Source organism: Alkalihalobacillus sp. R86527 (genome assembly GCF_042466185.1).
Taxonomy (GTDB): Bacteria; Bacillota; Bacilli; order Bacillales; family Guptibacillaceae; genus Guptibacillus.
The window spans coordinates 1,934,058-1,959,500 of sequence record NZ_JAXHBW010000001.1 but is presented as its reverse complement, the minus strand read 5'-3'; the positions used below and the strand labels follow the sequence as shown (position 1 = coordinate 1,959,500).

General features: G+C 39.6%; 22 protein-coding genes. 21 read left to right on the top strand and 1 reads right to left on the bottom strand.

The features are described from left to right. Nucleotides 1–6 precede the first annotated feature (6 nt). The gene (gene bshB2, locus SJY16_RS09985; protein ID WP_377889010.1) at nt 7–672 is read left to right on the top strand and encodes a bacillithiol biosynthesis deacetylase BshB2; all 666 of its coding nucleotides are present in this window, start codon (nt 7–9) and stop codon (nt 670–672) included. 83 nt (nt 673–755) lie between these two features. Further along, nucleotides 756–2,375, top strand: coding sequence for an ABC-F family ATP-binding cassette domain-containing protein (locus SJY16_RS09980; protein WP_377889009.1), 1,620 nt, complete (start codon nt 756–758; stop codon nt 2,373–2,375). 34 nt (nt 2,376–2,409) lie between these two features. Here the strand turns inward: SJY16_RS09980 and SJY16_RS09975 are convergent, their stop codons facing one another. Next, nucleotides 2,410–3,762 (bottom strand): MATE family efflux transporter, encoded by a 1,353-nt coding sequence (locus tag SJY16_RS09975; protein ID WP_377889008.1) that lies wholly within the window; start codon nt 3,760–3,762, stop codon nt 2,410–2,412. Between the two features lie 121 nt (nt 3,763–3,883). On the opposite strand from SJY16_RS09975, the gene SJY16_RS09970 reads away from it, so the two are divergent. The 19 genes from SJY16_RS09970 (at nt 3,884) to SJY16_RS09880 (ending at nt 25,397) form a co-directional block, all read left to right on the top strand. Further along, nucleotides 3,884–4,285: a thiol-disulfide oxidoreductase DCC family protein gene (locus SJY16_RS09970; RefSeq protein WP_377889007.1), complete on the top strand. Its 402-nt coding sequence runs from the start codon at nt 3,884–3,886 to the stop codon at nt 4,283–4,285. A gap of 160 nt (nt 4,286–4,445) precedes the next feature. Next, nucleotides 4,446–5,336, top strand: coding sequence for a nitrilase-related carbon-nitrogen hydrolase (locus SJY16_RS09965; protein ID WP_377889006.1), 891 nt, complete (start codon nt 4,446–4,448; stop codon nt 5,334–5,336). Between the two features lie 66 nt (nt 5,337–5,402). Next, nucleotides 5,403–6,767, top strand: coding sequence for an NAD(P)-dependent oxidoreductase (locus SJY16_RS09960; RefSeq protein WP_377889005.1), 1,365 nt, complete (start codon nt 5,403–5,405; stop codon nt 6,765–6,767). Nucleotides 6,768–6,782: 15 nt separating this feature from the next. Continuing rightward, on the top strand, nt 6,783–8,063 hold the full coding sequence (gene preA / locus SJY16_RS09955) for an NAD-dependent dihydropyrimidine dehydrogenase subunit PreA (protein WP_377889004.1): 1,281 nt from the start codon (nt 6,783–6,785) through the stop codon (nt 8,061–8,063). 16 nt (nt 8,064–8,079) lie between these two features. Beyond that, a complete protein-coding gene (gene hydA, locus SJY16_RS09950) occupies nt 8,080–9,498 on the top strand; it encodes a dihydropyrimidinase (RefSeq protein WP_377889003.1) in 1,419 nt (472 codons plus the stop codon). A gap of 24 nt (nt 9,499–9,522) precedes the next feature. Further along, on the top strand, nt 9,523–11,007 hold the full coding sequence (locus tag SJY16_RS09945) for an NCS1 family transporter (protein WP_377889002.1): 1,485 nt from the start codon (nt 9,523–9,525) through the stop codon (nt 11,005–11,007). A gap of 1 nt (nt 11,008) precedes the next feature. Then, nucleotides 11,009–11,239: a hypothetical protein gene (locus SJY16_RS09940; protein WP_377889001.1), complete on the top strand. Its 231-nt coding sequence runs from the start codon at nt 11,009–11,011 to the stop codon at nt 11,237–11,239. Nucleotides 11,240–11,251: 12 nt separating this feature from the next. After that, complete coding sequence (locus SJY16_RS09935) at nt 11,252–11,494, top strand: hypothetical protein (RefSeq protein WP_377889000.1); 243 nt, start codon at nt 11,252–11,254, stop codon at nt 11,492–11,494. A 167-nt stretch (nt 11,495–11,661) separates the two neighbouring features. Continuing rightward, the gene (locus SJY16_RS09930; RefSeq protein WP_377888999.1) at nt 11,662–13,254 is read left to right on the top strand and encodes a PucR family transcriptional regulator; all 1,593 of its coding nucleotides are present in this window, start codon (nt 11,662–11,664) and stop codon (nt 13,252–13,254) included. Nucleotides 13,255–13,377: 123 nt separating this feature from the next. Further along, the gene (locus SJY16_RS09925; protein ID WP_377888998.1) at nt 13,378–14,844 is read left to right on the top strand and encodes a CoA-acylating methylmalonate-semialdehyde dehydrogenase; all 1,467 of its coding nucleotides are present in this window, start codon (nt 13,378–13,380) and stop codon (nt 14,842–14,844) included. Between the two features lie 16 nt (nt 14,845–14,860). Next, the gene (locus SJY16_RS09920; protein ID WP_377888997.1) at nt 14,861–16,198 is read left to right on the top strand and encodes an aspartate aminotransferase family protein; all 1,338 of its coding nucleotides are present in this window, start codon (nt 14,861–14,863) and stop codon (nt 16,196–16,198) included. A gap of 380 nt (nt 16,199–16,578) precedes the next feature. Beyond that, nucleotides 16,579–19,434 carry a 2-oxoglutarate dehydrogenase E1 component gene (locus tag SJY16_RS09915; RefSeq protein ID WP_377888996.1) on the top strand — a complete coding sequence of 952 codons (2,856 nt, stop codon included), beginning with the start codon at nt 16,579–16,581 and terminating at the stop codon, nt 19,432–19,434. Next, nucleotides 19,431–20,741, top strand: a complete 1,311-nt coding sequence (odhB, locus tag SJY16_RS09910) for a 2-oxoglutarate dehydrogenase complex dihydrolipoyllysine-residue succinyltransferase (protein ID WP_377888995.1) — start codon at nt 19,431–19,433, stop codon at nt 20,739–20,741. Before SJY16_RS09915 ends, odhB begins: the two co-directional genes overlap by 4 nt. Before the next feature lie 79 nt (nt 20,742–20,820). Further along, nucleotides 20,821–21,675 (top strand): GNAT family N-acetyltransferase, encoded by an 855-nt coding sequence (locus SJY16_RS09905; RefSeq protein WP_377888994.1) that lies wholly within the window; start codon nt 20,821–20,823, stop codon nt 21,673–21,675. A gap of 44 nt (nt 21,676–21,719) precedes the next feature. Beyond that, nucleotides 21,720–21,923 (top strand): DUF6501 family protein, encoded by a 204-nt coding sequence (locus SJY16_RS09900; protein WP_377888993.1) that lies wholly within the window; start codon nt 21,720–21,722, stop codon nt 21,921–21,923. A gap of 155 nt (nt 21,924–22,078) precedes the next feature. After that, complete coding sequence (locus SJY16_RS09895) at nt 22,079–23,146, top strand: nitric oxide synthase oxygenase (RefSeq protein ID WP_377888992.1); 1,068 nt, start codon at nt 22,079–22,081, stop codon at nt 23,144–23,146. Between the two features lie 21 nt (nt 23,147–23,167). Next, nucleotides 23,168–23,461 carry an antibiotic biosynthesis monooxygenase family protein gene (locus tag SJY16_RS09890; RefSeq protein ID WP_377888991.1) on the top strand — a complete coding sequence of 98 codons (294 nt, stop codon included), beginning with the start codon at nt 23,168–23,170 and terminating at the stop codon, nt 23,459–23,461. Between the two features lie 107 nt (nt 23,462–23,568). Continuing rightward, complete coding sequence (locus SJY16_RS09885) at nt 23,569–23,988, top strand: DUF4395 domain-containing protein (protein ID WP_377888990.1); 420 nt, start codon at nt 23,569–23,571, stop codon at nt 23,986–23,988. Nucleotides 23,989–24,083: 95 nt separating this feature from the next. Further along, nucleotides 24,084–25,397, top strand: a complete 1,314-nt coding sequence (locus tag SJY16_RS09880) for a lysine N(6)-hydroxylase/L-ornithine N(5)-oxygenase family protein (protein ID WP_377888989.1) — start codon at nt 24,084–24,086, stop codon at nt 25,395–25,397. Nucleotides 25,398–25,443: the final 46 nt, after the last annotated feature.

Here is a 25,443-nt window from a genome sequence, read left to right as displayed (position 1 = left end):
GAATATATGGAAAAACAAGTGTTAGTCATATTTCCTCACCCTGATGATGAAGCATTTGGGACAGCGGGAATCATGACGAAGTTTATTAATGAAGGGGTGCCTGTCACCTATGCATGCGCAACTCTCGGAGAGATGGGGAGAAACATGGGGAACCCATTTTTCGCCACAAGAGAAACACTTCCGGAAGTACGAAAAGAGGAGCTTCTAAATGCTTGTAAAGCAATGGGAGTAGAAGATCTTCGAATGCTTGGTTTTAGAGATAAAACCCTTGAGTTTGAAGATTCCGAACTGCTTGTGTCTACGATAGGAAAGTTGATCGATGAACTTCATCCTTCATTGGTCATCACGTTTTATCCTGGTTATGGAATACATCCCGATCACGATGCGTGTGGGCATGCAGTTGTGGATGCTGTGAAACGCATACCATCTAATAAACGTCCTACCATATACGGATTGCCGATTACGCCTGACCGAGAGGAAGTATTGGGGAAACCTGATCGCGTATATGACGTTACTGATGTAATGGAAACAAAAATAAAAACCATCGAGGCACATAGGTCTCAAACTGAAGCTATGGTACCTAGGCTTAAGGATGGAACGCTAGATTTGAATTCAGATATGTTAAAGTTTATTAAACAAGAATCTTTCTGGATTTATCCAATAACACAATAAGTTCAACAGCGTTCATATCTATTCAAGCCTGAACATGTTATAATACGCTGTATATTAATTATAGATGGAGGAATACGACTTAAATGATTAACGTTACTGATGTTAGCTTACGGTATGGTGATCGTAAGCTTTTTGAAGATGTAAATATTAAATTCACTCCGGGCAACTGCTACGGTTTGATCGGAGCTAATGGTGCTGGTAAATCAACTTTCCTTAAAATCCTTTCTGGTGAAGTAGAACCTCAGACTGGTGACGTTAGTATGGGGAAAGACGAGCGTCTCGCTGTCCTAAAGCAAAACCACTTCGAGTATGAAGAATATGAAGTACTAGATGCGGTTATCATGGGACATGCTCGCTTGTATGAAGTAATGAAAGAAAAGAACGAAATTTATATGAAAGAAGACTTTTCAGATGAAGACGGCATGAAAGCTGCAGAGCTTGAAGGTGAATTTGCTGACCTTAACGGTTGGGAAGCGGAATCTGATGCAGCAGTATTGCTTACAGGACTTGGAATCACAGAAGAGCTTCACCAAAAGAAGCTAGCTGACTTACCTGGTTCAGAGAAAGTAAAAGTACTACTTGCACAAGCATTGTTTGGTTCACCTGATATTCTTTTACTAGATGAGCCTACAAACAACCTTGATCTTAAAGCAATTTCATGGTTAGAAGAATTCTTAATCAATTTCGAAAACACGGTTATCGTGGTTTCCCATGACCGTCACTTCTTAAACAAAGTTTGTACGCACATGGCAGACCTTGACTTTGGAAAGATCCAAATCTATGTAGGTAACTATGATTTCTGGTATGAATCAAGTCAACTTGCTCGTAAAATGAAAGAGGATCAAAACAAGAAAAAAGAAGAGAAAATTAAAGAGCTTCAAGCCTTCGTAGCCAGATTTAGTGCGAACGCATCTAAATCGAAACAGGCGACATCGCGTAAAAAGTCTTTAGATAAAATCACACTAGATGATATTAGACCATCTTCTCGTAAATATCCTTATGTATCATTTACACCTAATCGTGAAATCGGAAACGACCTTCTTGTTGTTGATGGACTAACAAAAACAATCGATGGTGTAAAAGTACTAAACAATGTTAGCTTCAGACTTAACAAAGATGACAAAGTGGCATTAGTTGGTAGAGATGAAATTGCGAATACCGTCTTAATGAAAATTTTGATGGGTGAGATGGAAGCTGATAGCGGCACGTACAAATGGGGTATAACAACATCTCAAGCGTACTTCCCTAAAGATAACTCTGATTACTTTGAAGGACAGGACCTGAACCTTGTTGAATGGCTCAGACAATATTCTCCTGAAGATCAAACAGAGAGCTTCCTACGTGGATTCCTTGGAAGAATGCTGTTCTCTGGTGAAGAAGTTCACAAGAAAGCAAGCGTCCTTTCTGGAGGTGAGAAAGTTCGTTGTATGCTATCTAAAATGATGCTAAGCGGATCCAATGTTCTCTTACTTGATGATCCGACAAACCACCTTGATCTTGAATCGATCACGGCGCTAAACAATGGTCTAATTAACTTTAAAGGTTCTTTACTCTTTACAAGCCATGACCATCAGTTTGTTCAAACGATTGCTAATAGAGTTATTGAAATCACTCCAAATGGTGTCATCGACAAAGAATCAACTTATGATGAGTACCTTGAAGATGAAACTCTACAAGCAAAAGCACAGGAAATGTATAACTAAACAACAATGGGTTCCGTATTATACGGAACCCATTTTATATGTTGACAGTTTTTTTATTTTGTAGAAATCTCAATCGCAAAAACAAGGTGACTGCTGCTACAAGGAGACCTGTGCTCAAACCAATCCAATACCCATAAGGACCAAAGGAAGTGTATTGAGCAAGCAGATACCCTGAAGGAAGACCAATAATCCAATAAGAAATGAGGCTCATAAGAAGCGTTATATTCACATCTTTATATCCTCTTAATGCCCCTTGAATCGGAGCTGCAATTGCATCAGAAAGTTGGAAAAAAACAGCGTATATAAGAAACACCTTAATTAAATCAAAAACAGCTTTATCACTCGTATACCAGCCTGCAATTGAATCGTTAAAGAAAAAAAGTATGAAAGCTGAGAGTAATGCCATTCCTACCGCGAAGCCAATACCGATATAACTATATTGTTTTGCATCATGATACCTTTTCCCTCCTACTTCGAAGCCAACAGCAATCGTTAATGCCATCGAAATACTTAATGGAATCATGTAAAGAAGTGATGCAAAGTTAATTGCAGCTTGGTGAGCTGCTATCGTTTCAGTCGAAAAAGCACTCATCAATAGCGTCACAGCTGCAAAGATACTAACTTCAAAAAAGATAGAAAAGCCGATTGGCACACCAATTCGTAATTGTTCGATCCACGTTTTTAGTGAAACACCATACCAATGTTTAAATAAAGCAAAAGTCCGAAACGGTCTCACTTTAAGTATGAAAAATAACGTGATCAATAAAATAAACCAGTAGGTAATACCAGAGGCGTAACCAGCTCCTATTCCCCCAAGTTTAGGAAAACCGAACTTACCAAATATAAGTACGTAGTTAAAGAAGAGATTGATTGGCAGTGACATAAGCGTAATAAACATTGTCGTCCGTGTCTGGCCGAGTGCATCAATAAAGCTTCGAAATACCGAATAAATGAAAAGCGGGAGAATACCAAATGATAGTCCAATTAAGTAACCTTTCGCAACTTCACGAACATGGTCATTTAACTCCATCATTGATAGAATCGGATTTAGTAGAAGACTTCCACCTATAAGAATAATGACGGAAAGTGCAACTGATAAATAAACCCCTTGTAACACTGAAAACGACACCCGTTCTTCTTGTTGTGCTCCTATATATTGTGAGACGATTGGGGTGATTGCAAGCAGTATTCCACTTAATCCAGTAAAAACGGGCACCCATAGACTTGAACCGATCGCTACACCAGCAAGATCACCTGCTCCGGCTCTACCGCTCATTATCGTGTCGAAGAAGTTCATAGAATAAAGACCAAGTTGTGTAATTAAGATAGGATATAAAACAGTGATCAATAGTTTTAATTTCTCACTGAGTGTTTGAGTAGGGTACATGTGATAACATCCTAACTGTTTGTTTAGTTAACAGAAAAATTATAGCATACCCATAGAAAGAAACAGCTTAGAAGTGATAAGATACTAATGTGAAGCATTGAACATGATAGGTGGGAACTATATGAATAATAAATCGAATATCATACTTTTTGATGGCGTATGCAACCTTTGCAATGGTTTCGTTCAGTTCATGTTAAAACATGATAAACAACAGGTATTTAAATTCGCGTCAATTCAATCAACTGCAGGTAACCAGTTGTTAAATGACTTACAGGTACATCATCTACCTGATAGTATCGTTGTCATCGTGGATGACCAAGTATTGGTGAAATCCAAAGCTGTACTATACATATGCAAGGAACTCGGTGGTGTATTTAACTTACTAAGGATCGTCGCGATATTGCCAGTTTTCATTCGAGATTATCTATATGATCAAATCGCAAAAAGAAGGTACATACTGTTCGGCAAAAAGGAATCTTGTATGCTTCCCAATCCTAAGCACAAAAAAAGATTTATAGAGTGAGAGGACTAATATAATGTTAGTCTTCTTTTTTTTATGACATTTTGAATGTTTTTAGCCAAAACCATTTGACATTATGTATAGTGCTTAGCGTCTAACAATCTTCTACACTTTTCATAGAAAGAAAATTCAGTCAATTATCAAGATTAGGAGGTCTCTACATATGGCGGATCAAGTGAAAATAGGGCTAATACAAGCAAAGAACGATGTAGACGGAAGTGAAGAGGTTGAAAAACATAAAGAAGTAGCAATCGAGAAGCACATACGGTTAGTACAGGAAGCAAGCGACCGTGGTGCGCAAATTGTATGCTTACAAGAAATATTTTATGGTCCTTACTTCTGTGCTGAACAAAACAAAAAGTGGTATGACGCGGCAGAAGAAATTCCAGACGGACCGACCACAAAAAGATTTCAGGCTCTTGCGAGGGAACTAGGAATCGTCATTGTCTTGCCCATTTATGAACGCGAGGGTATCTCTACCTATTACAACACAGCGGCAGTAATCGATGCTGATGGTTCATACCTAGGGAAATACCGTAAGCAACATATTCCTCAAGTAGCTGTAGGAGAAAATGGGCATGGTTTCTGGGAGAAGTACTATTTCAAACCAGGTAATCTCGGATACCCCGTGTTCGATACCGCCTTTGGAAAAGTAGGCGTATATATATGCTATGACAGGCACTTTCCTGAAGGAGCTCGCCTTTTAGGCTTGAATGGAGCGGAGATCGTGTTCAATCCATCGGCTACGGTGGCAGGACTTTCTGAATATTTATGGAAGCTCGAGCAGCCAGCACATGCTGTTGCAAATGGCTATTATCTTGGTGCAATCAACCGGGTAGGAATGGAAGGACCATGGAACATGGGGGAATTCTATGGTCAATCATATCTTGTTGATCCTCGTGGGAATTTTGTTGCGACAGGTTCACGTGATAAGGACGAGGTCATTATTGGGATTGTAGATAAGAAATTAATACGTGAGGTTAGGGACTTATGGCAATTTTATAGAGATCGACGCCCAGAAACGTATGATGAAATGACGTCGTTGTTACCGTAATAAAAGGCAGCAGGTGTAGGCAGGAAAATACACCTGCTTTTTATTTTAACTAAGGGGGACACGTTCATGAGTACTCTTGAATCATCATTACCTGACAAGTTCAAAGCCAACTTCAAAGAAGTAGAATTGCCACTATCTGACCAGGAGGCGTCACAAGAAGCCAATAGGTGTTTATATTGCTACGATGCTCCTTGTATAACAGCTTGTCCAACCGGAATTGATATTCCGTCTTTTATTAAGAAGATTGCTTCAGGAAATATGAAGGGGTCAGCTACAACGATAATGACCGCGAATCCGGTAGGAGCTAGTTGTGCGAGAGTCTGCCCGACGGAAGAACTATGTGAAGGAGCTTGTGTATTAAACCATTCTACAAAGCCTATCTTAATCGGTAATTTGCAGCGATATGCGACCGATTGGGCAATGAAAAACGACCAGGTTTTATTTGAAAAAGGAGAACCGAACGGTAAGAAGATCGCAATCGTGGGGGGAGGACCAGGGGGGCTTTCTGCTGCTAGAGAACTTGCATTACTCGGTTATGAAGTGACAATCTATGAAGCTGAAAAAGAAGCAGGCGGATTGGACACGTTCGGTATTGTTTCATTTAGACTTCCTAAGAAAATCTCTCTTTGGGAAGTAGAACAGGTTAAAAAACTTGGAGTGACGATAAAGACAGAAGTAAGAGTAGGACGTGATATTGCATTCAATGAACTGTTAGAAACAAATGAAAGAGTCATCCTTGCAATTGGAATGGCAAATGTTCCTAACCTTAACATATCTGGAGAAACTCTGAATGGCGTTCATGATGCTATCGACCTCGTAAGGAGTACGAAATCACCTCCAATTCCAACTCATATAGAAGGAAAGAGAGTTGTGGTAATTGGTGCAGGTAATACTGCGATCGATGGTGCAACATGTTCAGTTAGACTTGGGGCAGAAAATGTAAAGATCGTCTACCGACGTACTGAGAAAGAAATGACAGCTTATGATTTTGAATATGAATTCGCAAAGCAAGATGGCGTAGAATTTCGCTGGTTAACACAGCCCATCGAAATAATAGGTGATTCAGATGGTAACGTAACTGGGCTAAAATGCGTGAAAATGAAGCTCGGTGAGCCCTCCATTGACGGGAGGAGAAAACCAGAACCAGTACCAGACTCCGACTTCATTATCGAGTGTGATGCTGTTGTAAAAGCAATTGGTCAAAAACGACACTCAGAACTGATTGAGAAATTAGGGTTAGCTCATAATGATGGCGTAGTATTGATTAACAAAGAATCCATGCAAACATCGAACGCTAAGATATATGCATGTGGAGATGTTATTTTCGGCAAGGGACAAGGGGAAGCGATGGTAGTTTCGGCTGCCCAACAAGGGAAGACTGCTGCTTATCATGTACATGAAAGCTTAAAGGAAATGTATTCAGCTCAGTAAGAAAGGGGAATGACTATGGCAGATTTAAGGACCAACCTTGCAGGTATAACATCACCTAATCCATTTTGGCTCGCTTCAGCTCCACCAACGAATTCTGGTTATCAAGTGCAGCGTGCATTTGAAGCAGGATGGGGAGGAGCGGTTTGGAAGACCCTTGGAGATCCTATTCTGAATGTATCTTCACGGTATGCAGGTGTTAACTTTAATGGTCAAAGAGTTGCCGGTTTTAACAATATCGAATTGATAACAGATCGACCGTTAGAAGTGAATTTAAAAGAAATTTACGAAACAAAGAAACGCTTCCCAGGGCACGCTGTAATTGCATCTCTAATGGTAGAACCCAAACAGGAAGCATGGCACGAAATCGTTAAGAAAGCTGAAGCTGCAGGAGTAGACGGACTTGAGTTGAATTTCGGCTGTCCTCATGGAATGGCAGAACGGGGAATGGGCTCCGCATCTGGACAAGTTCCTGAATTAGTTGAAAAACAGACAGCATGGGCAAAAGAAGCTGCCGAAACGCCTGTAATCGTGAAGTTGACACCAAATATAACTGATATAACAGCTACTGCTGAAGCTGCCGTTAGAGGTGGCGCTGATGCTGTTAGCATGATCAATACAATCAATAGTCTTGCTGGCGTGGACATAGACTCATGGTTACCAATTCCGAATGTAAAAGGAAAGGGAGCTCACGGTGGATACTGTGGACCTGCAGTAAAGCCAATAGCATTAAACATGGTAAGCGAATGCGCAAGAAACAGTCGAATCAACGTTCCGATTTCCGGCATGGGTGGGGTCTCAAATTGGCAGAATGCAGTAGAATTCATGCTTATGGGAGCTAGCAACGTTCAGATTTGCACAGCAGCTATGCATCATGGCTTTAGAATCGTAGATGATCTTATAGATGGTCTGTCAAATTATCTTGATGAAAGAGGGATCTTATCTATTCAAGACATCATTGGAAAATCGGTCCCAACATACTCCGATTGGGGAAATCTAGATTTAAATTATAATGTGGTCGCTAGAATTAACAATGATGTGTGTATCAATTGTAATAAGTGTCATATTGCATGTGAAGACACATCACACCAATGTATCGATATGTTAAATGATGGTGATGGCAACCCAATATTACGTGTAAGAGAAGAGGATTGTGTAGGTTGTAACTTATGTTCGATCGTTTGTCCGGTCGATGGTGCGATTGACATGATCGAAGTACCTCAAGAACTGCCTGCGATGACTTGGAATGAGCGTCAGTCACTGTTAGGTTCGTTAAAAGATTGTAAGATTACTAAGTAATTAGAGGGGGATTATCATGAATAAAATCATTCGGAACGGGACGATCGTTACAGCAAGTGAGACGTATCAAGCAGACATACTTATTAAGAACGGAAAGATCGATACGATTGGTACGGCATTGAAAGATGAGGGAGCAGAGGTAATTGATGCGAAAGGGTGCTATGTATTCCCAGGTGGTGTTGACCCCCATACGCATCTTGAAATGCCCTTCGGCGGGACCGTGTCTAAGGATGATTTCGAAACTGGTACGATTGCAGCAGCCTTTGGAGGGACAACCTCCGTGATTGATTTCTGTTTAACAGAAAAAGGGAAACCATTATCTGATGCTGTAAAAACATGGCATGCAAAATCAAAAGATAAATCGGTCATCGACTATAGCTTTCACTTAATGATCAGTGAAATAAACGATAAAGTATTGAATGAGTTGCCAGAAATTATCAAAAATGAAGGAATTACATCATTCAAAGTATTTATGGCATATAAGAATGTGTTTCAATCTGATGATGAGACGCTCTACCGAACGCTTCTTGCTGCCAAAGATCTTGGAGCACTTGTTATGGTACATGCTGAGAACGGAGACGTAATCGAATATTTAACAAAAGACGCACTTTCAAAAGGTCAAACAGAACCAATTTACCACGCGCTAACAAGGCCGCCAGAAGTTGAAGGAGAAGCTACGGGGCGTGCTGCTCAACTAACCGGACTTGCAAACTCACAGCTATATGTCGTACATGTAAGTTGTAAAGAAGCAGCAGACAAAATCGCTGAAGCAAGGAAGAAAGGCTACGATGTCCATGGTGAAACCTGTCCACAATACCTAGTTCTTGACCAAACGTATTTAGAAAAACCAGATTTTGAAGGTGCAAAATATGTATGGAGTCCACCGCTCAGAGAAAAATGGAATCAGGATGCTTTATGGAATGCACTCAGGACAGGGGAGCTGCAAACGATTGGTTCCGATCAATGCTCTTTTGATTTTAGAGGACAGAAAGATCTAGGACGAGATGATTTCACGAAAATTCCGAACGGTGGACCGATGATCGAAGATCGATTTAGTATCTTATTTTCAGAAGGAGTGTTAAAAGGCCGAATTTCGTTAAATCAGTTTGTTGATGTTACATCGACTCGATCAGCTAAACTTTTTGGTATTTTCCCTAAAAAGGGAACGATTGCCGTTGGATCAGATGCAGATATTGTAATATTCAATCCAGAAATAAAGAGAACGATATCAGCATCTACTCACCATATGGCTGTTGATTATAATGCTTTCGAAGGGATGGAAGTCACAGGCGAACCAGTATCGGTGCTCGTAAGAGGAGAATATATCATTCATAATAAACAGTTTGTTGGAACCCCAGGATCAGGAAGATATATGAAGAGGGCGAAATACGGGCAGCTGAGTAAAGCTACAGACAAAACCATTACGATACAGTAAGCAGTGTAAAAAGGAGATAGCTGAATGAAAAAAGAAGAAAGCTATTTAAAATCACCTGACTTATTGCCAATTGCTCATAAAGATAAGAAAATTGGAACGACTGGTTTTGCGATGATGTGGGTAGGTATGGCTGTTGTACTTGCAGCATTTGCTATTGGGGGAGCAGGGGTACAATCACTTTCTCTAACCTGGGTAGTCCTGGCTACATTGATCGGTACAATCGCCATCGGATTCTTTATTACAATTATTGGGGATATTGGGATTGAACATGGGCTTTCATTTCCTGTATATATGAGAGCCCCTTTTGGAACTCTCGGTACTCATATCCCTTCGATTGTGAGGGGACTAGCTGCTTCGTTCTGGTTTGGAATTAATACCTATTTTGGTTCAACCGCTATGAATGCGATTTTGAATGTATTGTTTGGGTTTGATAACTGGTTCATTTGTTTTATGATATTTGCGACCGTTCAATTAGTAAATACGTCGCTCGGGATCAAAGCTGTTGAAAGGTTTGCAGATCTAGCTGCTCCAGTTATTATTCTTATTTCAGTTTGGATGTATATCTCCCTTTCAGATCAGGCTCTTGCTCAAGGGAGAGAAGTATGGCGCTGGATAGAAAGTCCCGTAACAGGTGGAGCAGCAATCTCAGCCTTTTTGGTAGTTATCTTTAGTAACATGGGCTTCTGGGCAACGATTTCTGCTGATATACCATCAATCTCACGTTTTATTAAAGCTCCACAGTTTGAAAGAAGCTGGCTTAAACGAAACAAAGGAACATTAGTCGGAAGTATCATTGCATTGCCGCTTACACAAACATTCATGGTGATCATTGGAGGGGTATCCTATATTGCAGTATCAAATTATGATCCTGTTGTTGCTTTACAAGAAGCTGCCACTGGATTAGTACTTGGGATACTACTCCTGATGATTGTGTTAGCACAGTGGTCCACGAACGTATCCGCTAACCTTGTTCCTGCTGCTACAATCTTTTCAAATGTTGGAGGACCAAAAGTTCCATTTTGGGCAGGGGTATTTATCGCAGGAATCATTGGATCGGTTGTTCAACCATGGAGCTTGTTCAATATCCTCATACCGATTTTACTTGTAGTCGGTGGAATCTTATCATCTATCATCGGAATTTTGTACTGTGATTATTATGTTCTAAGAAAACGAAGAGTAAATGTACCAGACTTATATGAGCCTAATGGACAGTTCCGATACGCTCGTGGGGTAAATCTTGCAGGGTTGATCGCATGGACAATCGGTGGTGTAGCAGCTTATTATCTTTCTACTTATTCTTTTTTAGTAGGCTTTGTTGTCGGTGCTGTAACGTACTACTTTTTAGCAAAGTTCTGGTGGTTTAAGAAGTATACGCAAGCAGAGATCATCGATCCAAGCGACGAAAAATACTTAGGTCTTACTGTAGGTAGAGATTGGGTGATCGAGACGGATGTAGAAAAGGTTTCAGTGAAAGAAGTTGGTAGTACTATTGAAAAAGGGAGGGATTAAGATGGGTGAGCACGAACAATATTTAATTGAGCGTGAAAAGGTAGACTATTTTATTGATAGAGGGTATAAAATCAATGGAGTACTTGAGAATTTAGAGGGTGCATTTATCGAATTTAAAATAAATACTGATGATCAGGAAGAAGAATCTATTGAAACACTTCATATCAAAACAGCTAATGGAAGGAAATACTTTTCTGCACTTCTTTTAAAACAGATTCAATCTGTATCCTAGAGGAGGATGTGTATGGAATACAACTTGTATTCTAAGGACAGTGCTTATCCTTGTGAAGTGACGATCGACGACGAAAACGGGCGATATATGATTCGTAAATCAGACACTAGTGGGGAAGTATTTAATTCAGTCGAAGATCTAACAGGCTGGATTAGAGCAAACTGGAAAGAGGATGATTTCAGAAGCAGAAAGCAGTACAATTACTTATTAGAAATTCTAGAGGAAATGGAATATAAAAAAGATACTGGGCTCTAGCCCGGTATCTTTTTTATGACTAATACAAATTTCAATTACCGTACTATTTTGAATATTTTGAAGGATTTACAAATAAGTAAGTATAACTATAACACATAGAACGAAAATATATCTCCTAATAGTAAGGTTTTCGTTAGAGCATGACTGAGTGATAAGGGGGAGAAGAGATGCTTCGAATGACGAGCTTAACTGTACAGGAAGTATTGGAAAGAGATCAATTTCGAAACGCGTCTGTCATTGCAGGGCACAAAGGATTAAACCGAACAATAAAATGGGTTCACGTAATGGAAGTGACCACTGTAAAACAGTTATTAAATGGGGACGAACTAATATTATCAACAGGATTTGTATGGAAAGATAATCTTGATGTATTTTTATCCATCGTCAAGCAATTCATCCACAGTAATGCTGCTGGACTTTGTATAGAAATAGGTACATATATGGATACAATACCTAAAGAAATCATACAGCTTGCTAATGAGCATCAGTTTCCCGTCATCATATTTAACAAGGAGGTCCGGTTCGTTGACATCACCCAGGACTTACATTCCCTTCTGATTGCACACCATTATCAGTTGATTTCAGATCTTGAACAATTTTCACAGGAATTAAACAACTTATTGCTCCAGCCCCATTCCCTTCACAACATCCTAACTCATCTCTCGAAAAAGACAGGAATGCAAGTGATTTATCAACCAAAAGAATCTTCGCCACATTTTGTCCCTGAAGTATCAAGTGATAAGAAAGAAACGTTCCTTCATTTCTTAACGTTACAGCCAGCAGGAAAGGGGCTTGTATTACAAAATGTTCAGGCAATGGATTATTTATTCGCTAAGCTAATTCTAGTTCCGGCTCCTCATTCGTCAGTTTCAGATTATGACATGCTTCTTCTGGATCGAAGTGCGACAGCCATCGCTCAGTTTTTACTTCGAGAGTTATATATAGAAGAGAAAAAGCGAGCACAAGAAACAGAATGGCTTTATGATTGGCTCGATGGCAAACATTCTGAAGAGAGAATCTTATCTTACTTAGTTGATCTTGATGCTTCGTTGATTCCTAAAGGTTTACAGGTATGTACTTGTCGCTTTGTCAAACACCAGGAAAACTATACTTCTTCTCAGATCACATACTTTATGCTGCTTTTTAGGTCTCTTTTTGAGCAAGAAGGTTTTTTTGTATTATCTTTAACTACCAGGAATAAACTTGTGATTATCTTATTAAATAGACGTGATGAAGCAGATGTGCTAGCTAGATTAAGAGAAGCATTCGATAGATTGATGACTAGTGATATCTTGAAGAATGGGACAGTACCTGAAATTGATCGTATCAGTATAGGCAAACATGTTCGATTACTGAAGGAAATGCATAAAAGTTATGAATCTTCATTAGAAGCTTTAACCATAAATGATAAACTTTGTAACCAACAGTCTAAAGTTGTGTATCATCACGATTTTCATATTTACCGAATGATCTTTCAACTAACGAAAACAAAAGAATTACCTGAGTTTATGTTTGATTACTTATCGCCTGTAATCCAATATGATGAGAAAAACAATAGTAGTCTATTACAAACTCTCAAAGTTTATATGTGCTGCAACGGTTCAAAAAAGGAAACAGCTGAACAACTTTTTGTAGTGAGACAAACGTTATACCATCGACTCGAAAAGCTAGAAGAATTACTGGGAAAGGATTTTATGAGCTCACCTAAACGCCAGGCAATCGAGTTCTCTCTTTATGCTTATGAGTATTTACAAAATTGAAGGATCTGCCAATTGACCACCATGTAAAACAACCGCACCAACATTGTTACGTTTTGTCTAATGACCCTTTGTTTCATTATCACCTACAATACTTGTAGGAGTTAACTAAAAGGAGGGCATTTCATGGCAGTTATAAAAAACGATACCGTGGTTTTGAAGAATTATGTTGGTGGAGAATGGATTACTGCTAAAAGTAACGAAACACTAGATGTACCTAACCCAGCAACTGAAGAGAATTTAGCATATGTACCGTTATCCTCAAAAGAAGATGTCACTCTAGCTGTTCGTGCTGCTAATGAAGCTTTTAAAACTTGGAGAAATGTTCCTGTACCTAAACGGGCTAGAGTTCTTTTCACATTCCATTCACTGCTCATACAAAACCATGAAGAATTAGCAGAACTTGTGGTGAAAGAAAATGGTAAGAGTTATAAAGAGGCGTACGGAGAAGTACAGCGAGGAATCGAATGTGTAGAATTCGCAGCAGGAGCTCCTACGCTTATGATGGGAGACAACCTATCTACGATTGCTGAAAATATCGACTCTGAAATGTATCGGTACCCAATTGGAGTTGTCGGAGGCATAACGCCTTTTAATTTCCCTATGATGGTTCCCCTTTGGATGTTCCCGCTTGCGATCGCATGTGGAAATACCTTTGTGTTAAAGCCCTCTGAACGGACGCCGATCCTTGCCAATCGAATTGCTGAACTATTAGCTGAATCTGGTCTTCCTAAAGGAGTTTTTAACATCGTCCACGGCGCACATGATGTTGTAAACGGTTTAATCGAAAACACAGATGTGAAAGCGATTTCATTCGTTGGTTCACAGCCTGTTGCAAAGTATGTCTATGAGCAAGCTGCTTCCAATGGAAAACGAGTCCAAGCTTTGTCAGGCGCAAAAAATCATCATATCGTTATGCCTGATGCAGATATTGAAAAAGCTGTCCAACAAGTACTTAGTTCTACTTTTGGAAGCGCGGGACAGAGGTGTATGGCTTGTAGTGCAGTTGTAATCGTTGGGAATGGTGAGCGGTTTATCTCTTCATTAAAACAAAAAGCTGATGAATTAAAGTTAGGAAATGGGCTAGACGAAGAAGTCTTACTTACCCCGGTTATTCGTAAATCTCATAGAGAAAAGGTACTAGGTTATATCGATAAAGGTCTACAAGAAGGTGCCAACTTAATTCGCGACGGTAGAAAGGAAATGGATGACCACACTAGTGGCAACTTTCTAGGACCAACTATCTTTGATGAGGTATCACCAGAGATGACGATTGCAAAAGAAGAGATATTCGCTCCAGTTCTAAGTCTTCTCCATGCTGATACGTTAACAGATGCTCTCGGAATACTCGAAAAGTCTAGATATGGGAACGGCGCTACGATCTATACGAAAGACGCATCGGCCGTTCGCCAATTTCGTGAAGAAGCTGATGCAGGCATGCTCGGTGTAAATGTTGGAGTTCCGGCTCCGATGGCTTTCTTCCCCTTTTCAGGTTGGAAGGACTCTTTCTACGGTGACCTACATGCAAATGGTAAAGATGGTGTGAACTTTTACACCCGTCGTAAGATGATCACAACCCGCTTTGACTATTAGTGAGGGAGTGTAGTAGATGCATACAGCACATGAAAATCTTGCAGGAAAAGACGAGAAGTACGTTTGGCATGCGATGAGGCCGTATGATCCAAAATCGACGATGGTGATTGAAAAAGCAAGTGGTGCATGGGTAACTGATTATGATGGAAATAGGTACCTAGATGGAATGGCAGGTTTGTGGTGTGTGAACGTTGGCTATGGTAGAGGAGAACTTGCCGAAGCTGCATATAGCCAACTCAAGGATCTTTCATACTATCCACTAACTCATACCCATTCGCCAGCAATACAACTAGCTGAAAAGCTCAACAACATGTTGGGTGGAGGCTACGTGATTTTCTTTTCAAACAGTGGATCCGAAGCGAATGAGACAGCATTTAAGATAGCAAGACAATTTCATGAACAAAAAGGTGATGTTCACAGACATAAGTTCGTTTCAAGATACAGAGCCTATCATGGCAATACAATGGGAGCGTTAGCGGCTACTGGCCAGGCTCAGAGAAAATATAAGTATGAACCGTTAGGGCAGGGCTTTATCCATGTGCAACCACCTGATTCATATAGAGACGTCATTTCTGAGGGCCAGACACTTCCTTCAGTTAAAGCAGTCGACGACACGATGACGTGGGAATTAAGTGAAACAATTGCTGGGATGATTATGGAACCCATTATTACAGGTGGCGGGATTCTAATGCCGCAAGAAGAATATATGAAAGAGGTAAAAGGTGTATGTGATAAACACGGTGCCCTTCTCATTTGTGATGAGGTGATTTGTGGATTTGGTAGGACAGGTAAACCCTTCGGATTTATGAATTATGGAGTTAAACCAGACATTGTAACAATGGCCAAAGGGTTAACTAGTGGGTATTTACCACTATCAGCGACTGCTGTAAGAGAAGAAATATATGATGCATTCAAAAGTAATGATCAGTATGATCATTTCCGTCATATCAATACATTTGGAGGGAATCCAGCATCTTGTGCTGTCGCATTAAAGAACCTTGAGATAATGGAGAAAGAAAAGTTGTTTGATCGTTCGAGGGAACTTGGAGATCAGCTGAAGAATGAATTACAAAACCGTCTATCGAATCATCCATATGTGGGAGATATTAGAGGGAAAGGGTTACTCATAGGTATCGAGCTCGTAGAAGATCGTCACACAAAAAAACCACTTGATGTGGCGTCATTGAATAAAGTAATTGCATATTGCAAATCTCGAAAGGTATTAATTGGGAAAAACGGAGATACTGTTGCTGGCTTTAATAACGTCCTTACAATGTCACCACCATTATCAATTGAAGAAGAAGACCTTAATCTTTTAATCCAAACAATTATTGAGGGAATAAATCAGCTTTAACGTGCGCCTAACCGGCGCACTTTTCATTTTCAAGAACAATCCTACCTTGAAAATCAATATATGTGTTCACTATGGGAATACTTTATGGTAATTTAGTATTGCACTGTGTAAATATTCGAAAAATATTTCCTCTTATCCCAAGTTTTTTGGAATTTTTTTCGAAAAATTGGTTAAGAGCTTTGTGACTACATATACACTGTGCTAAACTATCCATGTAAGCGTTTTTTTACAAAAAAGGTTTTTAAACTTGTAAAAGAGTGAAAAGGACTAATAATGAAACCGTTAAGATTCTAATTAGCGGTAATATGGGAACTAAAGCACGATTCTAACAGTAGGTTAAATCGTGTTCTAGATTGTACCCAGCAGGGAGGTAGCGAGTTTTGAATACCAAACAGTCCAGAATGGAACATCCTTGGCAGGAATTCTATGGACCAAACCTTGGCTATGCCATTGAACTATATGAAAAGTTTCAGGAAGATCCTGAATCAGTAGATCCTGATCTACGTGAAAAATTTGAACAGTGGGGACCTCCACCAAGTTCTAATGAAGCTGTTGAATCTAATGTTCAACCCGGAAATCTGAAGAAAGTCATTGCAGCGGTTAAACTGGCAGATGACATTCGTACATACGGTCATTTGGCTGCAGCTATCAACCCACTCAAAGAAGAAAAGTCGACTCATGATTTTATGAATCCAGCGAAATATGGCCTTTCAAATGATGACTTGAAAGCGATTCCTGCGGAAGTAATTTGGAATAACGCACCTTCAGATATCAATGATGGTTTCGAAGCTATTCAGCGTTTGGAGGATCTCTATACAAGATCACTTTCATATGAATTTAGTCATGTTCATAATGACGAAGAACGCAAATGGCTCGATCAAATGGTAGAGGGTGGATCAGTAACAGACTCTCTAGATAAAAAGAATCAAGAGGTACTTCTACGCAGGTTGACAGAGGTAGAAGGTTTTGAAAAGTTCCTCCACAAAACGTTTGTAGGACAGAAACGTTTTTCCATTGAAGGTGTAGATTCAATGGTACCGATGTTGGATGAAGTAATTAAAGATGGAGCAAGCGATGGTGCTCGTAATGTCATGATTGGTATGGCACATAGAGGACGATTGAATGTCCTTGCCCATGTTTTGAATAAACCGTACGAAAAGATCTTTGCTGAATTCCATCAGGCACCAAACAAAGAACTTGTTCCTTCTGAAGGATCTATGGGAATCAACTATGGCTGGACAGGTGATGTGAAATACCATATGGGTGCCGATCGTAAGTTTGAAGGTTCTGAAACGGCAGAAGCTACTATTACGCTTGCAAATAACCCAAGTCACTTGGAGTTCGTTGATCCAGTTGTAGAAGGCTATGCAAGAGCTGCCCAGGAAACGAGAGATGAAAAAGGTGAACCGACCCAAGATATAAGAAAAGCCTTTGCGATTCTTATTCATGGCGATGCTGCTTTTCCTGGAGAAGGAGTAGTAGCTGAAACGCTTAACCTTAGTCAGTTAAGAGGCTATCACACAGGCGGTACCATTCACATTATCGCAAACAACCAGCTCGGTTTTACAACTGAGAGTACTGATTCAAGATCGACACGATATGCAAGTGACCTTGCTAAAGGATTTGAAATCCCGATTGTACATGTTAATGCGGATGATCCTGAAGCTTGTTTGGCTGCTATGCATCTTGCTTATCAATATAGAATGAAGTTCAATAAAGATTTCCTTATCGATCTTATCGGTTACAGAAGATTTGGTCATAACGAAATGGATGATCCTGCTGTTACTCAACCACACCTTTATGAGAACATTAAGAATCATCCTACTGTAAGAGCTCGTTATGCAAGTTATCTTGAGGAAAAAGGCATCCTGGATTCTGGCTATGGTGAAAAGCTAGATGAGGAGATCCTTCAAGAGCTTCAAGAGGATTATAACAAAGTGGCAAAAGATAAAGAGGAAGGTGGAGAAGTTCAAGAGTTACAACCACCAAAGGAAATCGTTAAAGGTATTCCTTCCATCGATACTTCTGTGCCACTTGAAACATTAAAGAAAATAAATAATGATCTACTCACTCGACCTGATCACTTCAATGTTTATCCAAAGCTTGAAAGAATTCTTAAACGTAGGCTCGACATGTTAGAAGAAGGCGGGAAAGTTGATTGGGCACTTGGGGAGACTCTTTCATTCGCTACTATTTTGAGTGAAGGCACTCCAATTCGAATAACTGGGCAAGATTCTCAACGTGGAACATTCGCACAGAGACACCTCGTTTTGCATGATAAAGAAACGGGTGAAACGTTCTGCCCATTACACGAGTTACCAGAATCCAAAGCTTCATTTGCAATTCATAACAGTCCTTTATCAGAGGCATCTGTAGTTGGCTTCGAATATGGATATAATGTTTTCGCTCCGGAATCTCTTGTAATTTGGGAAGCTCAGTACGGCGATTTTGCAAATGCCGCACAGGTTATTTTTGACCAGTTCGTTTCCGCTGGAAGAGCGAAATGGGGTCAAAAATCAGGCATGGTAATGCTTCTTCCACATGGTTACGAAGGACAGGGACCTGAACATTCAAGTGGGCGTGTTGAGCGTTTCTTAACACTAGCTGCTGAAAATAACTGGACGGTTGCAAATCTTACGAGTGCAGCTCAATACTTCCATATATTACGTAGACAAGCTGCTATTCTTGGAGAACAAGAGGTTAGACCACTTGTGATTATGACTCCAAAAAGCTTATTGCGTAATCAACGTACTTCATCACCTGGCTTTGAGTTTAGTCAAGGACAATTCCTAAGCGTGATTGAGCAAGAAGGAATGGGTGAAAAGAAAGATAAGGTTGAGCGTATTGTACTTTCTACTGGTAAAGTCGCAGTGGATCTAGCAGCTGAAATTGATTCTTCAGAGGAAAATCTGGACTGGTTGCATGTTCTCCGTGTAGAACAGCTGTATCCATTCCCAGAGGAAGAAATCAAGAAGATCTTTGAACGTTATTCTAACGTTAAAGAAATCGTCTGGTTACAAGAAGAACCAAAGAATATGGGATCTTGGAATTATATTTCTCCAAGACTTCGTGAAATAGCTCCTGAGGGAGTTGCGGTTGACTATATTGGCCGTCCTGACCGATCTAGTCCTGCAGGCGGAGAACCTAACATTCATAAAAAAGATCAAGAACGCATCATTCAAGAAGTCTTAGAGCCATCCAAAACAGTATCCCACCAAGGAGGTAAATCGTCGTGATTGAAGTTAAAGTACCAGAACTAGCAGAATCTATTACAGAAGGCACAATCTCCGAATGGTTAATCAAAGTAGGCGATAAAGTTGAAAAAGGTGATAACCTTGTTGAGTTGGAAACAGACAAAGTTAACATCGAAGTAAGCGCTGAAAACAACGGAGTTATTAAAGAATTATTGAAAGAGCCTGGTGACAACGTAGAAGTTGGAGAAATCATTGCTTATCTTGGTGATGCAAGTGAGGAAGGCTCTTCATCTGAACAATCGTCTGACGAAAGTGATGAGAAAGCTGAAGCGAAGAAACAAGGAAAGGAACAGCATGAAGAAGCGAAGTCTGAGCAGGACTCTTCTTCACAAGCAGCTCCTGAAGCATCTGAAGAAAAGTCTGGAAATGGACGTACTGTTGCATCTCCTTCTGCAAGAAAACTTGCACGCGAACTTGGGGTAGACTTAGACAAAGTACAAACCCAAGACCCTTATGGCAGAGTTCGTCCAGATGATGTGAAAGCTCATGCTGATTCTGGAAAGAAAGCACAAGAAGCACCAAAACAAGAGAAGAAACCAGAAAAGCAAACTGAAAAGTCTGCTCCATCAAAAGATGAGTTTAACGGAAAACCAGTAGAAAGAGTGAAAATGTCTCGTCGTCGTCAAACGATTGCTAAACGTCTTGTAGAAGTTCAACACACTGCAGCAATGTTAACGACGTTTAATGAGGTCGATATGACAGCAGTTATGGACTTGCGTAAACGTCGTAAAGACAAATTCTTAGAAGATAATGATGTGAAACTTGGATTTATGTCATTCTTCACAAAAGCAGTTGTTGGAGCACTTAAGAAATATCCTCGTCTCAACGCAGAGATTCAGGATAAAGAAATGGTTCTTAAGAAGTTCTATGACATTGGTATTGCGGTTGGCTCCGAGGAAGGTCTTGTAGTACCGGTTGTACGTGACGCGGACAAGCTTTCTTTCGCTGGAATCGAAGGCGAAATTAGTGAACTTGCTAAAAAAGCTCGCGATAACAAGCTTTCCCTTGATCAGCTTCAGGGTGGTTCCTTTACAATTACGAACGGTGGAATTTTCGGTTCTATGCTTTCCACACCAATCCTGAACGCTCCACAAGTTGGTATATTGGGTATGCACAAGATTCAATGGCGCCCAATGGCAATCGATCAGGATAGAATGGAAAACCGTCCAATGATGTACATTGCTCTCTCTTACGATCATCGAATTGTTGATGGTAGTGAAGCTGTTAGCTTCCTTGCTAAGATTAAAGACTTGCTCGAAGATCCAGAACAATTACTTCTTGAGGGATAAGAATAACAGAGAACCTGAATCAAAATGATTCAGGTTCTTTTTTATAACAGTTCAATCATTTGTAATTGGGGGAAATCAAATGAAATTGCGCACCTTTACTGATCCAATGAAATACCTATCCTACGTTCAACCTTTTCTAGAAGAAAACGAAGCTCTACATAGTCTTCCGTTAGGGTTATTGTTCAGGATAGTGAAAAAGCAGAAGAATGGAGAAGAGCTTGGAAAACTCCTCCTAGGAACAATAGAAGAAGACGGAAGGATTAAGCTTTGTTTTATCCAAACGCCTCCTCATAACCTTGTGCTTGCCAGTGATCAGAATTTAAGTGAAGGAACATTGAATTTTGCATCAGAGAAGCTAAGTAAAGAGTACCTGTTTCCAGGTGTACTAGGTGAAAAAACAATCGTGGAACAATTTTCGAAGACCTACTGTGAGTTTAGGAATTGCAATCGTAAACTAAAAATGAATCAACGAATCTATCGATTAGATAAGGTCACTCCGATAAAGCATGTAGACGGACAGTTGAGAAAAGCTGAAAAAGGTGATACTCACTTGTTGAAAGAATGGATTCAGCTTTTTTCCAATGCAATGGGAGAACCATTTACAGATGTAGAAAGCTATGAAAGATCAAATCAGTTCATAGACGAAGGAACAGCTGCATTATGGGAAAACAATGGACAAGTAGTCTCTATGGCAAATGAGTCTAGACCAACAAGAAAAGGGACAACAATTAACTTTGTTTATACACCGCCGAACCACGAACGTAAGGGCTATGCTTCTGCAAGTGTAGCAGCCTTTAGCCAATATTTATTGGATAAAGGCTATCAATTCTGCACGCTTTACACAGACCTTTCAAACCCCACATCAAATTCTATCTATATGAAAATAGGATACAAGCCTGTCGGAGACTCCATCGTATACACGTTTGAGGGTTGAAACGATTATGTAGTAAAATAGATAAATGGAAAGGAGTGAACGTTATGATTCACGAAAATTGGAAAGAAAAACCAACTGTACGAGAAGTGAAATGTATCCATACCGATGCGAAAAAGTACATGGTAAACCGTGTACTGACCGAAGGGAAAAACTACGAAGTCAAAAATGAAACGGAAGAGTTCCTATTTGTAGTTGATAACACAGGTAAAGTTGGCGGATTCTATAAAGAATACTTCGAGGAAGTTTAATTAGAGAACTGTAAATTCGTCCAGGCTGTAATGGCCTGGGCATTTTCGTTTGTTATTGGTTAAATGCATAGTATGGTATGATGCACTTGGACAATAAAGATTTAAGCTTATAAATAGACGATCAAACCGTCTCTAGCTGCAGGAGGGACATCAGAGTGAATAATACTACGGTTATGGAAGACGCTTTTTCATTTTTGGAAAAAGCCTATCCTGAATTGAAGAGATCACCAGAAAATTTAAATGAACGTAAACTAGAAGTACAGCTAGAAATCGAAAGAACTGGTACATATGAACATACGTTTAAAGAGTTACAGCATGGCGCTAGAATGGCTTGGCGTAATAGTAATAAGTGTATAGGAAGACTGTTTTGGAATACGTTATCTGTTGTTGATAAACGCTCTGAAACAACTGAAGAAGAGATTACAAATTCCCTACTTGAACATATCCGTACCGCTACAAACAATGGAAGAATTCGCCCAACAATTACTGTCTTCCAACCTAACAAAGTTAGGATTTGGAATCACCAACTCATACGTTATGCAGGTTACGAGACAGCTGATGGAATCGTTGGCGATCCTGCTTCGATCGAATTTACGAAAGAAGCTAACAAACTCGGATGGACAGGGGATGGAACACCTTATGATGTGTTACCGATCATCTTTCAAATAGACAATAATGAGCCAACGGTCATATCTATTCCGCCTGAATTAGTCCTCCAAGTGGACCTTAGGCACCCTGAGTATGATATCACACCATTAAATGCGCGCTGGTATGCAGTTCCAATAATTTCTGACATGCAACTCGAAATCGGTGGCATTCATTATGGCGCTGCCCCCTTTAACGGATGGTATATGGGTACTGAAATAGGTGCTCGAAACCTCGCTGATGAAACGCGTTATAACTTGCTCCCACATTTGGCAGAAATTATGAATATAGGAACATCTCAGAATGCCTCATTATGGAAGGACAGAGCTCTAATTGAACTCAATCGCGCCGTTTTATATTCTTTCCAGGAAGATAATGTGAGTATTGTCGACCATCATACTGCTGCTAGACAATTTCATAAGTTCGAAGACAATGAAGCACGTGCTGAAAGGAAAGTAACGGGAAATTGGACCTGGTTGATTCCTCCTATTTCTCCTGCAACTACACACATTTTCCACAAACCATATAAGAACAAGATCGTATCTCCTAATTATTTTTATCAGGATAAACCTTACTAATTAAGAAAGAAGTGAATGTAGATGGTAATTGAAAAAGCTTATTTTACTATTCATAAAGGTATGGAAGAATCCTTTGAAGAAACATTTTCAAAAGCTGTAGAGCTTATTTCTGTTACTCCTGGATTTATTAATCATCAGTTAACAAAATCCATTGAAACTGAGAGCAAATATGTCATATTTGTAGAGTGGGATTCGCTTGCCGCTCATACTGAAGGTTTCATGAAATCAGATAGGTTCAACGAATTCGTATCCATGATGGATCCCTTTTTAGATAAAGTAGAAATGGAACACCTTGTACCGCTTAAATTCAAGTAACGCTCCCCGCTGTTAAGCGGGTTTTCTTATAGGCAAAACACTATACAGATAAAGCAAAACACTATACAATAAAAGGAGTATATTCCTATAAGAAAGGTTGGATTTAGGTGTCTGGTATTCCACGTCCATTAGTACGAGTCAATCAATGGTTCATCTTTATATTTGCCACTGCATTCATTGTTACACTTCACCCTATGTTCCTAATCATACCTCTATCAGTAGGAGGATTAAGTTTATTTTTTCATGTAAACCCAGTCATGAAAGCAAGTAAGCTTTTTTTACGAAAGCCTATGACAGCATACATTTTAGAAGACAAAGAACAACAAGCATTTAATCAAAAAATAGCGGTTACTCTATTGACCATCGCCTTATTAGCAAGTATCGCAAGTATTAAATGGATTTCGATTACTGCGGCTATAATGGTAGCTCTAGCGTCGTTCATTGCAATTCTTGGATTTTGTATTGGATGCTTTGTTCGATTTCAATGGAAAAGATATCAATATAAGAAAACTCAACACACGATGTAAAACAGCCGAGATGGCTGTTTTTTTATTTCGAAAATAAAAAATCCTTATTTCTGCTATACTTATCATTAGAGAGAAAGTAGAAAGGATAGGATTGTATGAGAGAGAAAGTATATGATGTCATTGGAATTGGAATAGGACCGTTTAATTTAGGACTTGCCGCGTTGTTAGACCCTATCAAAGAAATCGATTCAATCTTTTTTGAACAGAAAGAGAAGTTTGATTGGCACCCAGGTATGCTGATCGAAGGAACAAGGCTACAAGTTCCTTTTATGGCTGATTTGGTAACGATGGCTGATCCTACGAATGAATTCAGTTATTTAAATTATTTAAAACACCATAACAGACTATATAATTTTTATTTTCTTCAAAGACTCGAAATGCCAAGAAATGAATACAATCATTATTGCCAATGGGCAGCTGAACGATTGGAAGCCTGTCAGTTCAGCAGTAGGGTAGTATCTGTAACTCCACTCGAAAAGCCAATTAAGCACTACGACGTTAGCGTAGAAAATACAAATAACGGTGAGGTACACAGCTATCTCACCAAGAATCTAATCGTAGGGGTAGGAACGATTCCTTCACTCCCCAAATCACTTCAAGGAATGCCTGAAGAAGATGTAATTCATTCATCCACTTTTCTGCAACATGAAGATCGCTGCAAAAAAGCAAAGAGCATCACGGTCATCGGGTCAGGGCAAAGCGCAGCTGAAATATTCAGGGAGTTATTAAAAGATAGGTCTGAATATGGCTACTCCATTAATTGGATTACGAGATCAAAAGGATTTTTCCCAATGGAAGAAACAAAATTAAGCCTTGAACATTTTTCACCTGAGTACATTGATTATTTCTATGAGCTCCCACAAGACCAAAAAGATGAGATATTCAGTAACCAACAGCTTCTGTATAAGGGAATAAGCCCTCATACAATCACTGATATCTATAATCTTCTTTATGAACAAACAGTAGGTGGAAAGGAAATGGATGTAACATTAATGCCTTTAACCGAAGTGAAAGGCATTTCTCAAACCGAAGATGGAAAGGGATATGAACTGAAATGTCGCCAGTGGGAAAAGAAGAAGCAATTCCTTATAGAAAGTGAAGTTGTGATCGGTGCCACAGGTTACCGTCCCTTTATACCCAATTGCCTAAACGGTTTGAGTGAATTGATTCAATGGGATGAATTAGGAAGATATAACGTTTCGAAAGATTATAAACTGATGCTGAATGAAGATACGACTGCAGAAATTTATGTTCATAGTGGTATGCAACATACTCATGGAGTAGGTTCGACAAACCTTGGACTTGCGGTTAACCGAAATAAAATTATTATCAATCAGATTGCAGGGAAAGAAATCTATCCAGCTCTCGAAAATAACATCTTCCAAAAATTCGAACATAACAACAGTTGATTATCTAATTTTTCTATCAATTCACTCCGATTTGCATTATGATTAA

Excerpts from the sequence above, each read along its gene's own strand:
- bshB2 (WP_377889010.1), top strand. The coding sequence starts at position 7 with ATGGAAAAACAAGTGTTAGTCATATTTCCTCACCCTGATGATGAAGCA.
- SJY16_RS09980 (WP_377889009.1), top strand. The coding sequence starts at position 756 with ATGATTAACGTTACTGATGTTAGCTTACGGTATGGTGATCGTAAGCTT.
- SJY16_RS09975 (WP_377889008.1), bottom strand. The coding sequence starts at position 3,762 with ATGTACCCTACTCAAACACTCAGTGAGAAATTAAAACTATTGATCACT.
- SJY16_RS09970 (WP_377889007.1), top strand. The coding sequence starts at position 3,884 with ATGAATAATAAATCGAATATCATACTTTTTGATGGCGTATGCAACCTT.
- SJY16_RS09965 (WP_377889006.1), top strand. The coding sequence starts at position 4,446 with ATGGCGGATCAAGTGAAAATAGGGCTAATACAAGCAAAGAACGATGTA.
- SJY16_RS09960 (WP_377889005.1), top strand. The coding sequence starts at position 5,403 with ATGAGTACTCTTGAATCATCATTACCTGACAAGTTCAAAGCCAACTTC.
- preA (WP_377889004.1), top strand. The coding sequence starts at position 6,783 with ATGGCAGATTTAAGGACCAACCTTGCAGGTATAACATCACCTAATCCA.
- hydA (WP_377889003.1), top strand. The coding sequence starts at position 8,080 with ATGAATAAAATCATTCGGAACGGGACGATCGTTACAGCAAGTGAGACG.
- SJY16_RS09945 (WP_377889002.1), top strand. The coding sequence starts at position 9,523 with ATGAAAAAAGAAGAAAGCTATTTAAAATCACCTGACTTATTGCCAATT.
- SJY16_RS09940 (WP_377889001.1), top strand. The coding sequence starts at position 11,009 with ATGGGTGAGCACGAACAATATTTAATTGAGCGTGAAAAGGTAGACTAT.
- SJY16_RS09935 (WP_377889000.1), top strand. The coding sequence starts at position 11,252 with ATGGAATACAACTTGTATTCTAAGGACAGTGCTTATCCTTGTGAAGTG.
- SJY16_RS09930 (WP_377888999.1), top strand. The coding sequence starts at position 11,662 with ATGCTTCGAATGACGAGCTTAACTGTACAGGAAGTATTGGAAAGAGAT.
- SJY16_RS09925 (WP_377888998.1), top strand. The coding sequence starts at position 13,378 with ATGGCAGTTATAAAAAACGATACCGTGGTTTTGAAGAATTATGTTGGT.
- SJY16_RS09920 (WP_377888997.1), top strand. The coding sequence starts at position 14,861 with ATGCATACAGCACATGAAAATCTTGCAGGAAAAGACGAGAAGTACGTT.
- SJY16_RS09905 (WP_377888994.1), top strand. The coding sequence starts at position 20,821 with ATGAAATTGCGCACCTTTACTGATCCAATGAAATACCTATCCTACGTT.
- SJY16_RS09900 (WP_377888993.1), top strand. The coding sequence starts at position 21,720 with ATGATTCACGAAAATTGGAAAGAAAAACCAACTGTACGAGAAGTGAAA.
- SJY16_RS09890 (WP_377888991.1), top strand. The coding sequence starts at position 23,168 with ATGGTAATTGAAAAAGCTTATTTTACTATTCATAAAGGTATGGAAGAA.
- SJY16_RS09880 (WP_377888989.1), top strand. The coding sequence starts at position 24,084 with ATGAGAGAGAAAGTATATGATGTCATTGGAATTGGAATAGGACCGTTT.